At 36.1% G+C, this 13250-nt stretch carries 14 protein-coding genes; 1 reads left to right on the top strand and 13 read right to left on the bottom strand.

All coding sequences use genetic code 11. The features are described 5' to 3' along the window. Positions 1-2 precede the first annotated feature (2 nt). From lpxA to rpsB, 13 genes are all read right to left on the bottom strand, one after another. Positions 3-776, bottom strand: a complete 774-nt coding sequence (gene lpxA / locus FIT63_RS03625; protein WP_140006598.1) for an acyl-ACP--UDP-N-acetylglucosamine O-acyltransferase — start codon at positions 774-776, stop codon at positions 3-5. Between the two features lie 20 nt (positions 777-796). Beyond that, the gene (fabZ, locus tag FIT63_RS03620) at positions 797-1258 is read right to left on the bottom strand and encodes a 3-hydroxyacyl-ACP dehydratase FabZ (RefSeq protein ID WP_140006597.1); all 462 of its coding nucleotides are present in this window, start codon (positions 1256-1258) and stop codon (positions 797-799) included. A gap of 14 nt (positions 1259-1272) precedes the next feature. Next, positions 1273-2250 carry a UDP-3-O-(3-hydroxymyristoyl)glucosamine N-acyltransferase gene (gene lpxD / locus FIT63_RS03615; protein WP_140006596.1) on the bottom strand — a complete coding sequence of 326 codons (978 nt, stop codon included), beginning with the start codon at positions 2248-2250 and terminating at the stop codon, positions 1273-1275. A gap of 21 nt (positions 2251-2271) precedes the next feature. Next, positions 2272-2766, bottom strand: a complete 495-nt coding sequence (locus tag FIT63_RS03610; RefSeq protein WP_140006595.1) for an OmpH/Skp family outer membrane protein — start codon at positions 2764-2766, stop codon at positions 2272-2274. 33 nt (positions 2767-2799) lie between these two features. Continuing rightward, positions 2800-5142, bottom strand: a complete 2343-nt coding sequence (bamA, locus tag FIT63_RS03605; protein WP_140006594.1) for an outer membrane protein assembly factor BamA — start codon at positions 5140-5142, stop codon at positions 2800-2802. Next, positions 5142-6461 carry an RIP metalloprotease RseP gene (rseP, locus tag FIT63_RS03600; protein ID WP_140006593.1) on the bottom strand — a complete coding sequence of 440 codons (1320 nt, stop codon included), beginning with the start codon at positions 6459-6461 and terminating at the stop codon, positions 5142-5144. The genes bamA and rseP overlap by 1 nt, the downstream gene beginning before the upstream one ends. Then, positions 6458-7645 (bottom strand): 1-deoxy-D-xylulose-5-phosphate reductoisomerase, encoded by a 1188-nt coding sequence (ispC, locus tag FIT63_RS03595; RefSeq protein ID WP_140006592.1) that lies wholly within the window; start codon positions 7643-7645, stop codon positions 6458-6460. The genes rseP and ispC overlap by 4 nt, the downstream gene beginning before the upstream one ends. Then, positions 7646-8413 carry a phosphatidate cytidylyltransferase gene (locus tag FIT63_RS03590; protein WP_189342249.1) on the bottom strand — a complete coding sequence of 256 codons (768 nt, stop codon included), beginning with the start codon at positions 8411-8413 and terminating at the stop codon, positions 7646-7648. Between the two features lie 33 nt (positions 8414-8446). Then, a complete protein-coding gene (locus FIT63_RS03585) occupies positions 8447-9187 on the bottom strand; it encodes an isoprenyl transferase (RefSeq protein WP_140006590.1) in 741 nt (246 codons plus the stop codon). Continuing rightward, on the bottom strand, positions 9187-9744 hold the full coding sequence (frr, locus tag FIT63_RS03580) for a ribosome recycling factor (protein ID WP_140006589.1): 558 nt from the start codon (positions 9742-9744) through the stop codon (positions 9187-9189). The genes FIT63_RS03585 and frr overlap by 1 nt, the downstream gene beginning before the upstream one ends. A 15-nt stretch (positions 9745-9759) precedes the next feature. Further along, entirely contained in the window at positions 9760-10485 is a 726-nt protein-coding gene (gene pyrH / locus FIT63_RS03575) for a UMP kinase (protein ID WP_046488041.1), read from the bottom strand. An 89-nt stretch (positions 10486-10574) separates the two neighbouring features. After that, positions 10575-11450, bottom strand: coding sequence for a translation elongation factor Ts (tsf, locus tag FIT63_RS03570; RefSeq protein WP_140006588.1), 876 nt, complete (start codon positions 11448-11450; stop codon positions 10575-10577). An 83-nt stretch (positions 11451-11533) separates the two neighbouring features. Next, positions 11534-12286, bottom strand: coding sequence for a 30S ribosomal protein S2 (gene rpsB / locus FIT63_RS03565; protein ID WP_140005292.1), 753 nt, complete (start codon positions 12284-12286; stop codon positions 11534-11536). A 163-nt stretch (positions 12287-12449) separates the two neighbouring features. Here rpsB and map point away from each other — a divergent pair, with 163 nt between their 5' ends. Further along, positions 12450-13250, top strand: coding sequence for a type I methionyl aminopeptidase (gene map / locus FIT63_RS03560; RefSeq protein ID WP_140006587.1), 801 nt, complete (start codon positions 12450-12452; stop codon positions 13248-13250).

The following is a 13250-nucleotide window of genomic DNA, read 5'->3' as shown; positions in this document are numbered from 1 at the left end:
AGTTAACGAATGATACCGCGGGTAGATTTAGCAATAAATTCGATATAAAGAGTGAGAGCCTCAGTATCTTTACTTAGTAATTTAATTTTTTCTTGGGACTCATTAAGAGAAAGACCTTGGCGATATAAAATCTTATAAGCCTCTTTAATTTTGGCAATAATCTCTGGATCAAAGCCTCTCCTTTTTAAGCCTTCTGCATTAATACCATTTGGTTTTGCATCATAGCCAGCTGCTATAACGTAAGGTGGAATGTCCTTAAAGACCACCGTGTTGACAGCTGTAATAATATGACTGCCAATCTTACAAAACTGATGTACAAGAGTAAATCCTCCTAAAATTGCATAATCATCAATTGAAACGTGACCAGCAAGGGATGTATTATTTGCAAGTATGATTTGATTTTTAATATCGCAATCATGGGCAATGTGAACATACGCCATAATCCAATTATCATTACCTATTTTTGTTATTCCCTTATCTTGAGCCGTACCTCGATTAAAAGTGCAGAATTCTCTAATCGTATTATTATTACCAATTTCTAGGAATGTTTTTTCTTGATTGTATTTTTTATCTTGCGGTGCTTCGCCGATAGAGCTGTAGTGGTAGATGTGATTATTTTTTCCAATTGTAGTATGCCCAGTAATGGTCACATGATTTCCAATGACCGAGTCCGCTCCAATGTTTACATCTGCATCAATAATAGAATACGGCCCAACTTTAACGCTGGAATCTAAACTAGCTTTGGGACTAACGATTGCGGTAGGATGAATCAAAATAGTATTACAACTCTATAAATTTATTTTTTTTCGATAGGCTTTAAAATGCACATCATGCTAGCTTCAGCCACAATCTCATCGTTGACCTTAGCGACTGCAATATATTTCCAAATACCTTTTAAAACGCGATCTATTTTTACATGGATAATAAGTTGATCACCAGGGGAAACTGGTTTTTTGAACCGAGCACTATCTATTCCGGCAAAGTAATAAACTGAATCATCTGATGGTTTTGTATCCATTGTTTTAAAAGATAAAATAGCTGCAGCTTGCGCCATTGCCTCTACAATTAAAACGCCAGGCATTACCGGATAGTATGGAAAGTGGCCTGGGAAAAATGGTTCATTAATTGAAACATTTTTGATGGCGTAAATTTCTTTTCCGAGCTCCATTGAAATTACTCTATCAATAAGCACAAAAGGATATCTGTGCGGCAAGTGATTTAAAATTTCGTGAATGTCCATTGCTGTGTTTTCAGCCATCTTTACTATTCCCATTATTTTAATCTTCTAATTTTTGCTGCAGTTTTAAGCCATGCTTCATGGTCCTGGAAAGGCATAAGCGCAGTATAAGTTCCGGAAGTTTTGATTGATCTTGTAATCATTGAGCCCGGTGAGATAGTCACATTATCTGTAATTGATAAATGCCCTAAGATCATAGCAGCTCCTCCGATAGCACAATTTTTCCCGATTTTAGCACTGCCTGCAATACCGACACATCCTGCAATAATCGTATTTTCACCAATCATACAGTTGTGTCCAATCTGCACTAAATTATCAATTTTAACGCCGCTATAGATAATAGTATCATCTAAAGTACCTCGATCAATTGTTGAATTTGAGCCAATATCAACGTTATCACCTAAAATCACTCCTCCTGTTTGAGGAATAGCTAGCCACTTATTATCGTCTTTTGCATAACCAAAGCCATCTGAGCCAATGACGCATCCAGCATAAAGGGTGCAATTTTTACCGATAATTGTATTAGCCTTTATGACAACATGAGGATGAATAACTGAAGCTTTGCCAATTACACTGTCAGCCTCAATCATAGAACCCGCATGAATAACAACACCATCATCAATAGAAACATTTTCATCAATAACAACATTGGGACCAATATATATATCCAGACCCAATTTGCAACTCGGATGAATGATTGCAGACTTATGAACTTCTTTTTTTAAGGTTTTGCTGGGATTCAGTAACTGAGAAACCTTTGCAAAATATAAATATGGATTATCTATAACTATGGAGATGCCCGTGCGAAAAGAAAGACTCTCTCTATTAATTATAACAACTGCTGCTTTTGTGGTTCTTAATAAATCTGAGTATCTTGGATTATTAAAAAAAGAAATTGAATTTTTATGGGCTGATTCTAAGGAAGCAACGGAGTTAATAAGTATGTTTGAATCACCTATTAACTCACCACCTAATTTTTTTACTAGATCACCAGATGTGATTGTTTGGGCCATAAGAACAATTTAGGCCAGTTATTATTTTTTACCTAATGATTTTAAGATCTTATCTGTAATATCAATTTCTTTACTAGCATAAGCGACACCACTATACATAACAAGATCATAATTCTCCGCTTTAGATACTGCGGTCACAGCTTTATTGATTTGGTCTTGAAGACCGCCAAGCTCTTCATTTCGTCTAATATTAATATCTTCTTTGAGTTCTCGTTCTATGCGTTGTATATCTATCCTGAATTGCGCTAATCCTTTTTCACGAGTCGCTCGCTCAGATTCTTTTAAGGTTAAAACATCTTTTGAAAATGCAGCTTCTTTTTCTTTTAATGTTTTGATATCTGTTTTAAGTTTATCCGTCCGCGAACTAAATTCCTTTTCTAATTTTTTGTTACTCTCAATCGTTTGTGGGGCTTCTTGTAAGATTTTATCGACTTGAACAAAGCCCACTTTAAGATCGGCATAGGCACTTAAACTTGCAAGAAACAAAGTTGCAAAAGCTAAAAATTTATATTTCAATTACTTTCTCCTAAGATTTTTTAAGTTAAAAATTTAAAACTGCTGGCCCATTTGGAACTGAAAGCTTTCAGTTCGATCAGTACTTTGGTTGTTGAATGGTACAGCGTATACAAGTTTTAAGGGGCCAAACGGAGAGACCCATAATGCTCCCATACCTGCTGAATATCTCATAGTTGATAAATTTATCGACTCATCATGCCCATATACATTACCAGCATCTATGAAGGCACTCAAGCGAAATTGATTGTTATTTTTTAGAAAAGGCACTGGCATAAATAATTCTGCATTTGCTATAATTTGTTTATTTCCACCCAAGAGCATATTCATTGTTGTTGAGGCAGAACATGGATCACCCGCAAGACAGACTGGTCCTATCGAGCTTTGCCTATATCCACGAACCGAATTAACACCACCTACATAGAAGTTTTTAAAGAATGGAAATTCCTTTCCGCCATAACTGTTTGCGAAGCCAATTTGACCATTCAACATAACTGTAAGATCCTTAGTCAAATCTTTATACCAAGTCTCTTGCAAAGTAATTTTATACGTTTGTATGTCAAGTCCGGGAGTTGTAACTTCTGCAGTTACGCGCCTTAATTCGCCCTTTTTAGGAAATAAAATATCATCACGACTATCTATAGCCCAGCCAATACTTGCAGTTAATGAGTTCATCGAACAACCAGTGGCCTGAGTCGTGTTGGTTACAGATGAACAATAATCAATAAAGCGAGTAGGCGATCTATTTAAAACCAAATTACTTACTTCGGTATTATCAAGGGTTAAACCATATGAGATGGAATTTTTTTCACTAAGAGGTACAGTAAATCTAATGCCCACACCAAAAGACGACGTATTATAAGTGGCCAAATTTAACCTAGAAGTATTTACATCGCGTCTATAAATATCATACCCAAGGCTTATACCTTCTGGTGTATAAAAGGGTTTTGTCACGCTCAAAGAATAGGTTTTGTTAATTGAGCCCGTATTAACTTGAGCGGCAACCCTATCGCCTGTTCCGAGGAAGTTAGCCTGAGTTACATTAAAACTACCTACAATACCCTCAGCACTACTTAACCCTGCACCAAACATAATACTACCTGTATTTCTTTCAGTTACCTTAATTTTTAAATCAACCTGATCCGTAATGCCTGCAACTGCTGGCGTTTCGATATTAACGTCAGAGAAGAATTGTGTTCTTTTGAGCCTCACTTTAGAGCGATCAACCTTATCTGCTGCATACCAGCCTGATTCAACTTGCCTAAATTCGCGCCTAATAACATCATCTCGCGTACGTTGATTACCTTCAATGTCAATTCGTCTCACATACACCTTTCTTCCTGGATCCACAAAAAATGTAAACGAAGCGGTGTGCTCTTCCTTATTAATTTCTGGAATCGCATTGACATTTGAGAAAGCAAAACCATCATTTCCTAGACGAGCGTTCATGTCTTTAGTTGATTCAGTTATTTTTTCTCGATTAAAAATATCGTCTTTTTTAATTTTAATAAGACTTTGCAACTCACTCTCAGGCACTTGTTGAAGATCGCCTGCTAACTTAACATCTGAAACTTTATATTTTGGACCCTCTGAAATATTAATCGTAATATAGACATCGTCTTTATCGGGTGTAATAGAAACTTGTGTGGAGTCTATTGAAAATTCTAAATACCCACGATTCATATAAAATGATTTTAATGTTTCGAGATCAGCCGTTAGTTTCTGTTTTGAATACTGGTCATCTTTGTACCACCAAGAGAGCCAATTTGTTGTTTGAAGTTGGAATTGAGATGTAATGTCTTTTTGATTATAAAGCTGATTTCCAACCACATTAATTTCTTTAATGCGAGAAACAATACCTTCTTCAATATCGAAACGTATTGCCACCCTATTTCTTTCTAAAGGAGAAGCCGAAGTTTTAACTGTAGCGGTATATTTACCTTGCGCTAAATATTGTTTTTTAATTTCTTGCTCTGCGAATTCTAGTTTAGATTTATCATAAATTTGTCCCTCAGCAAGACCTATGCCTTTCATGCCTTCTTTTAACTTGTCAGATTGGAATGCTTTGTTACCTGAAAACTGAATATCAGCAATCGAAGGTCGCTCTTGCACAGTGATAAGAAGAATATTTTGATCGGACTCTACACGGACATCTTTAAAAAAACCTGTGCGATAAAGGGACTTAATAGCCTCAGACGCTTTATCTTCAGTCATCGTATCGCCAACCTGAACAGGGAGATAATTAAAAATCGTGCCTGGGTCGGTCCTTTGAAGGCCTTCAATTTTAATATCTTTGATGATGAAAGGTTCTATAGCAAAAGCTGCTATAGAGAGAGTGAGGAGCGAAATGAATAAAGCTAGTTTAGATCTGAGAGTCATTAGCTTCCTAATAGATATCGACAGGCGTCATTATACAACGCAATTGCAGTAAGTAAACCCAAAATTAACATCCCAACCCTTTGACTTATCATCATATTTTTGTTTGATAATGATTTGTTTCTTACAAATTCAATTAGATAATAAACCAAATAACCCCCATCCAGTAATGGGATAGGCAGTAGATTCAATATCCCAATATTTAAACTAATCAATCCAATAAATTGAATGTAAGGGAAAATACCCTCTAAAAATGAAGAAGAGGCCATATGTGCAATGGCTAAAGGCCCACCCAAATCCTTTAAATCTGCTTTATGGGTAAATAAATTCTTGAATGTGGTTAATGTTAAATAAAAAAAGCTTTGTGTTTGGATCAATGATTTCTGAATAGACTCAATAAAAGTTCGCTTTACTTGAACTAAATTAGCTTTAATAATAGCTTCGTCATAACCCAATGCAACGCCAATTCTCTTTTTCTCAACTTTACCTTCAAAAATATCTTTATCTACATGAATATATTGAATAATATTTTCTCTTTTTATAGATAAATCATAAGACTTTAACCAAAGACTTTGGATATTACCAACCAAGTCCTGGATATTATTGACTGGAATTTGATCAATCATAAGGATTTGATCGCGAGGTTTGAGCCCTATTTTTTCAGCAATGCTTCCAGACTCTACCGACTGAATTAAAATGGGAACGCCATAAGGAAAAGTTTTAATCTCCTCATCCCATGAGAAATTTTTAAGACTTAAAAGCTGCCCTTCTCGTTGAATATTTAAATTTTTAAATTCTTGTTTATGGGATCTTAAATAAGTTTCCAAATCGCCTAAAGATTTTATTTTCTCGTTATCAATTGAGACAATTTCGTCCCCTGCTCTAAGACCTTTTTTGTAAGACTGACTCGTCATTGCGACATCGTTAATCAATGGTTTAATTTGAGACGACCCATGCATGAAAATAAAGCAAAATATGCAGACACCCAGAATAATATTAATGAGAGGTCCCGCTGCGACAATAAGAAAGCGCTTGAATAAGGGTTGTCGATTAAATGCTCTTTTAAGATCGCTTTTTTTAAAGTTTTCTTTTTCATCAGCCTGACTTTCATCCAAAAGCTTTACATAGCCTCCTAAGGGTACTGAGGATATAACAAATGCGGTTTGATCTTTTCCAAAAAGGAAGGTGAAAAGTGGCCTGCCAAATCCAATTGAGAATTTTAAAACTTTTACATTGCACCATCGAGCCATTTGATAATGACCAAACTCATGTATACCAACAACAATACTAATCGTGAGAATAAAGACTAAAAAGATTGTCATGAAGTTATGTTATGACTATTAATCCATGAAAGCGCAAGTTGGCGGGTCTTACTATCTACTTCTAAAACTGTTTCAATAGAGTCTAAGAGTTGGGGTTTCATGGTGCTCATGCAAAACTCAATGAGTTCGGCAATCTGATTGAATGTTATCGATTCAACTAAAAAAGCATCTACAGCTACTTCATTTGCAGCATTAAGAATAGTTGGAGCACTTTGGCCCATAAGCAAAGCTTTATAAGCCAATCCGAGACATGGAAACTTATCTAAGTCAGGCGCTTCAAAATCAAGTCTTTTCGTTTTTATAAGATCAAGACCTAGGACTCCAGATTCAATTCTTTCCGGATGACTTAAGGCATAAGCAATAGGGGTTCTCATATCGGGATTTCCCATCTGAGCTAAGGTGCTTCCATCAATATACTCAACAAGAGAATGAATAATACTTTGAGGGTGTATAACCACTTCAATATCACATGCTGGAATATCAAATAACCAGCATGCTTCAATAATTTCCAAGCCTTTGTTCATCATGGTTGCAGAATCAATTGTGATCTTTTTACCCATTAGCCAATTAGGATGTTTTAAAGCTTCCTTTGGTGTTACATGCTTGAGCTCTTCTTTAGAGAAAGTCCTAAATGGCCCCCCCGATGCAGTCAAGAGGATTTTTCTAATGCCATTTGACTTGTAATTCATTTTTTTACTTTGTGGAAGTACTTGCAGAATCGCATTATGCTCACTATCAATAGGAATCAAAATTGCATTTGATTTTTTTACGGCTTTAACAAATAACTCCCCCGCCATCACAAGCGTTTCTTTATTTGCTAATAAAATCTTTTTGCCACTATTTGCAGCAGCCATTGTCGGCATAAGCCCTGCCGCTCCAACGATAGCTGAAATTACAGTGGCTGTATCTTTGTGAGAAGCAAGCCAATCCAAAGATTTTTCATCATCTAAAACGATAGTTTTTATATTTAATGCAAGAAGGTTTTTCTTTAGTTGTTGATTAGCGTCTTGATTTAAAGCAATAACGAATTCAGGCTCAAAATCTACACACTGTTGTGTCAATAAATCAACATTCTTATTTGCTGTTAGTGCAAAAACTTTATATTTTTCTTTATGAAGTTTTATGACTTCCAGTGCATTACAACCAATGCTTCCGGTCGAACCTAAAATAACAATCTTTTCCACTTAAATTATTCTTCCAAAAAAAGAAGGTGAAATAAGTATTAGGGTTGCAAAAGGAAGGCTAGAACAAAGACTATCGATGCGATCAAGGACACCACCGTGACCCGGGATTAAATCGCCGCTATCTTTAACCTTAGCCATTCTCTTAATATATGACTCAAAGAGATCGCCCTCAACACTTAATAGCAAAACTAAATTAAAAAATAAGATGGATGAATAAGAATCTACAAATTTAAAATAAACCATAGCAATAGAAAATAAAGTGACAACAAAGATAGCCCCTATAAAGCCTTCCCAGGTTTTACCTGGACTGATCGATGGAGCAAGCTTTCTTTTTCCAAACTGCTTACCAAAGAAATAAGCTCCGGAATCTGCAAGCCAAATCGAAGTTAACACAAGAAGAACAATCCACGGCCCTAGGCTGATTAAATAATTAAATGAAATAATAAGTGGTATGACGATAAGCCACCCAATAAGTGACCCTAGGAGGAAATTTTTTAACCTGGGATTGAAAATTAAAAATAAGGGAGCTACACAAACCCAAAAAATAGAAGATAACAAAAGTATTAATCGGCCATTATCATCTTCTGAATACCTGCCTATAAAATAAATTAATATGACTGAAGTAATTAAAAAAATATTTTTTTGTTCGGTGTTAAATTTTAAAAGCTTTGACCATTCATAAAGGGCTAAAAGTGAAGATAGATAGATAATAAAAGGGAAAATTTTTCCAGAAAATAGAAATAAGGAAGATAAAAAAATTATCAGCATAATGAACGCAGAAAAAATTCTAGGCATTAACATTTATAATTGCTCACTAGTCTTGCCATATCGACGTTCTCTTTTTTGAAACTCAAACAGCGCTGCCATAAAGGCTTTTTCATTAAAATCAGGCCACAATTTTTCTGTAAAATAAAGTTCGGTATATGAAAATTGCCAGATCAAGAAATTACTAATCCGTTTTTCTCCACCTGTTCTTATTAAAAGATCTGGATCTGGCGCAAAATTTAAAGAAAGTTTTTGAATAAGATTTTTTTGAGTGAATGTTTTTTTGAAATGATTTTGCTTTCTATATTCATTCACCGCATTTACAATATCCCATCTTCCGCCATAATTAATTGCAATACTCAATGTAAGTCCAGTATTTTTTTCAGTAAGCTTCTCAAGACTATTTATTTTGTCATTAAGCTTCTTTGGAAATGGTTTGCGGTCCCCAATTAGTTTAAAACGAATATTATTTTTAATCAAAGCTGATGATTCTTTTTTAATTGAATCTTGAAATAAAGACATTAAAAATTTAACTTCTTGAGAAGGCCTTAGCCAGTTTTCAGTGCTAAAAGCAAATAATGTAAGAAAGGGAATGTTTAGCTTTTGACATTGAGTGATAACAGTTTTGACTGACTCCAGGCCTTTTCTATGCCCAGAAATACGCGGCATGAGACGTTTCTTTGCCCACCTACCGTTACCATCCATAATAATAGCAATGTGTTTAGGTTTTACTGATAATGCGTCTTGCGTTTTTACTGAACGAAAAAAATTAAACACTAAATCGCTAGTAATTCAGATTCTTTTAACTGAAGAAGCTTATCGATTTCAGCGATAAATTTATCCGTAATCTTTTGAACCTCTTCTTGTGACCTGCGCTCATCATCTTCGCTCATCTCTTTTTCTTTGAGAGATTTTTTTAGAGAATCATTTGCATCACGCCTGATATTTCGCATCGCCACTTTTGCTGATTCAGCCTCTGTCCGCACGACTTTTATAAGGTCCTTTCTTCGTTCCTCAGTAAGTGAGGGCATTGGGACGCGAATAAGATCGCCAGATGTCGCTGGATTTAAACCAAGATCACTGTCACGGATTGCTTTTTCAACTTTGGCAACCATATTTTTTTCATAAGGCTGCACATTGATTGTTTTTGCATCACCTAAATTAACGCCAGCTACCTGATTAATGGGAACCATAGATCCATAATAATCAATAAAAATGTGGTCTAGGAGTCCTGTATGCGCTCTACCTGTTCTAATTTTTGCTAGATCAGACTTATAAGAGTCCAGTGATTTTTGCATTTTTTCACTTACATTTATTTTGATTGCTTCAGTCATTACAGTCCTCTTTAATCAATGAACATTTGGCATAACAAGCGTGCCTTCATTTTGCCCTAATAAAATATTTTTAAGTGCTCCAGATTTGAATATATTGAATACTGCGATAGGTAACTGTTGGTCTCGACATAAAGTAAGTGCAGTAGCATCCATCACTTTCAAATCTTTTTGAATGGCCTCATCAAAACTTATAACTTCATAGCGCTTTGCATTTGGATTTTTTTTCGGATCTTCTGAATAAATGCCATCTACTTTGGTGGCTTTTATCATAATATCTGCATTCATCTCAACACCACGAAGGGCTGCTGCAGTATCAGTTGTAAAAAATGGGTTGCCAGTACCAGCAGCAAATATAACGACTTTACCTTCCTCTAAATAACGCATTGCCTTACCTCGAATATAAGGCTCAACAACTTGCTCTATATTGAGCGCTGACTGAACGCGAGCTACAATCCCTGCATGCTTCATGGCATCTTGAAGAGCCAAGGCATTCATGACTGTTGCCATCATACCCATATAATCAGCAGTTGCCCTATCCATGCCGGCAGCTCCTAGAGCAACACCTCTGAATATATTTCCACCACCGATCACTATGCCTATTTGAACTTTTAAATCGAGCGCCTCTTGAATTTCTTGCACAATATTTGAGATGGTATGCTGATTGATACCAAATGGATCATCACCCATAAGGGCTTCACCTGAGATTTTTAAGAGAACTCTTTTGTAGGCTGATCGTGTCATAATTTTCTTAAAGTTTAACGTATTTTTAAACTAGAGGACATAAAAAAGGACTGTATAAAACATACAATCCTTTATTAATCGCTATTAAATTAAACCTTAGCTGCTGCTGCAACCTCTGCGGCATAATCTACAACTGCTTTTTCTATACCCTCACCTACAGAATAAATACTAAATGCGTTAATGGTCGCATTATTAGTCTTTAATAACTGCTCAATAGTTACCTTATCGTCTTTTACGAAAGGTTGGTTTAATAAAGTAACTTCTTTGAGAAATTTTTGAACGGTACCTTCTGCGATTTTTTCCAACATAGCTTCAGGTTTGCCAGCTTCTTTTGCCTTTTCAATAGCGATGCGTTTTTCAACCTCTATCAATTGGGGATCAATACCTGATGCATTAAGCGCTTTAGGTTTGTTTGCAGCAATATGCATCGCTAAGTCTTTCCCTAAGACATCGTTACCACCTTGAAGATCGAGAAGCACACCAATTCTTCCGCTATGAACATAACTTGTAATTTGGCCGGTCGTTTGATACCGAACAAATCTACGTGGCGTAATGTTTTCACCAACTTTCCCTACAAGTTGAGCTCTGACCTCTTCAGCGTTACCTAAAGACATAGTTAAACTTGTTAAAGCTTCAATATTGGCTGGATTTTTTTCATTGATAGCATTTAGAAGATCATGCGTATATTTTAAAAAGTCTTCATTTTTTGCACAAAAATCTGTCTCTGAATTTACTTCAAGAAGTGTTCCTGTTTTGCCATCTTTCGCTACAAAAGCAACTACAATTCCTTCAGCAGCCAATCTTCCAGCAGCTTTGCTTGCTTTATTTCCAAAGCGGACTCTTAAAATCTCTTCAGCACGTGCGCTGTCCCCATCCGCTTCTGTCAGTGCTTTTTTGCAATCCATCATGGGTGCGTCTGTTCGATCACGAAGATCTTTGACCATACTTGCGGTTATTTCTGCCACTTTAATTACTCCTTAAATTCTGTATGAATAAACTTATTATTAAAAAAGGGGCATGAAGCCCCTTTTAAAAGATTGCCTAACAATTACTCAGCAACTGCCTCAGTCACTTCTACAAATTCTTCTTCTTGTGATACTGACTTAGCAAGCTCGTTTAATGCCTGACTTTTACCTTCTAAAACCGCATCAGCCATGCCTCTTGCATAAAGTCTAATCGCTCTAGATGAGTCGTCGTTACCAGGAATCACATATGAAATATCATCAGGTGAATTATTAGTATCTACAACACCAATAATAGGTATTCCAAGCTTATTCGCTTCAACCACAGCACCACTTTCATGGCCTACGTCGATAATAAAGATCGCATCAGGAAGTGCTGTCATGTCCTTAATGCCACCGATCGAGCGTTGTAATTTTTCATAGTCACGCTTATAGCCTAATGCTTCTTTTTTATTAAACTTAAGTAAACTTCCATCTTCAAGCATTGCTTCGTAATCATTAAGACGCTTAATAGACTGTCTAACTGTTTTAAAATTTGTGAGCATACCGCCTAACCATCGATGATTCACGTAAGAAACACCTGCACGGGAAGCTTCTTCTTTAAGAATTTCTCGAGCTTGTCTTTTAGTGCCTACAAAAAGAATACGTCCTTTGTTTGCAGCAAGAGTTCGGATGTATTTCAAAGCCTCTTGAAACATTGGTAATGTTTTTTCTAGGTTAACAATATGAATTTTATTTCTATCACCAAAAATGTATGGTGCCATTCTTGGATTCCAGTAACGGGTTTGATGGCCGAAATGGACACCCGCTTCTAACATTTGACGCATAGTAACTGACATAATTGACTCCGTTGTTATGGGTTAAAAAAACATCACCTAATTACATCTATTTTCATAGACACCCTAACGTTAGGTAATGCAAAATTATTTCCTCAAAAACCTTGAAGAAGCGCGCTATAATAGCACAATAAACGAGTTCAAATGTAATCTAAACGCAGTAATCATGACAATACACATCAAAAATTCCCAAGAAATCGAAAAAATGCGTATTGCTGGTAAGCTAGCATCACAAGTTCTTGATTATATTACGCCTTTTGTTAACCCTGGCATTACCACTGAAGAAATTGACAGGCTTTGTCATGACTTCATGGTTAATGTTCAAAAAACGATCCCTGCCCCATTAAATTACGCACCAGATGGTCACACCCCATATCCAAAATCTATTTGCACTTCTATTAATCATCAAATTTGCCATGGCGTCCCAGGCCCAAAGGCACTTAAGGATGGAGATATTGTAAATATAGATATTACGGTTATAAAAGACGGTTTCCATGGCGATACAAGTCGTATGTTTCTCTTGGGAGAAACTTCAATCCAAGCTAAGCGTTTATGTAAAATGACTTATGAAGCAATGTGGTTAGGTATTCAGCAAGTTAAACCAGGTGCAAAATTAGGTGATATAGGATTTGTCATTCAAGATTTTGCTGAAAAAAATGGATTTAGTGTGGTGCGAGAATTTTGTGGCCATGGTATTGGTAAGCGCTTTCATGAGGAGCCTCAAGTTCTTCATTATGGCAAGCCAGGCACGGGACTGACTCTAGAAGCAGGATTGATTTTTACTATTGAGCCTATGATTAATGCAGGAAAAAGAGATATTAAACAAATGCCCGATGGATGGACTATTGTCACCAAAGATCGAAGCCTATCTGCACAATGGGAACATACAATATTAGTTACTGAAACTGGCTATGAAGTCCTTACAGTTTCTGAAAAAACACCCGCCCCTCCAGCATTTGCTAATTAA

Origin of the sequence: Candidatus Methylopumilus planktonicus, assembly GCF_006364715.1 — a bacterium.
In the GTDB taxonomy this organism is placed as follows: domain Bacteria; phylum Pseudomonadota; class Gammaproteobacteria; order Burkholderiales; family Methylophilaceae; genus Methylopumilus; species Methylopumilus planktonicus_A.
Note: the sequence above shows the minus strand (reverse complement) of the source record. Positions and strands in the feature narration are given on the sequence as shown.

Coding starts and splice junctions, on each gene's coding strand:
- rpsB (WP_140005292.1), bottom strand. CDS start 12,286: ATGTCAGTTACTATGCGTCAAATGTTAGAAGCGGGTGTCCATTTCGGC.
- pyrH (WP_046488041.1), bottom strand. CDS start 10,485: ATGACACGATCAGCCTACAAAAGAGTTCTCTTAAAAATCTCAGGTGAA.
- lpxD (WP_140006596.1), bottom strand. CDS start 2,250: ATGGCCCAAACAATCACATCTGGTGATCTAGTAAAAAAATTAGGTGGT.
- rseP (WP_140006593.1), bottom strand. CDS start 6,461: ATGACAATCTTTTTAGTCTTTATTCTCACGATTAGTATTGTTGTTGGT.
- FIT63_RS03590 (WP_189342249.1), bottom strand. CDS start 8,413: ATGCTGATAATTTTTTTATCTTCCTTATTTCTATTTTCTGGAAAAATT.
- map (WP_140006587.1), top strand. CDS start 12,450: ATGACAATACACATCAAAAATTCCCAAGAAATCGAAAAAATGCGTATT.
- frr (WP_140006589.1), bottom strand. CDS start 9,744: ATGACTGAAGCAATCAAAATAAATGTAAGTGAAAAAATGCAAAAATCA.
- fabZ (WP_140006597.1), bottom strand. CDS start 1,258: ATGGCTGAAAACACAGCAATGGACATTCACGAAATTTTAAATCACTTG.
- bamA (WP_140006594.1), bottom strand. CDS start 5,142: ATGACTCTCAGATCTAAACTAGCTTTATTCATTTCGCTCCTCACTCTC.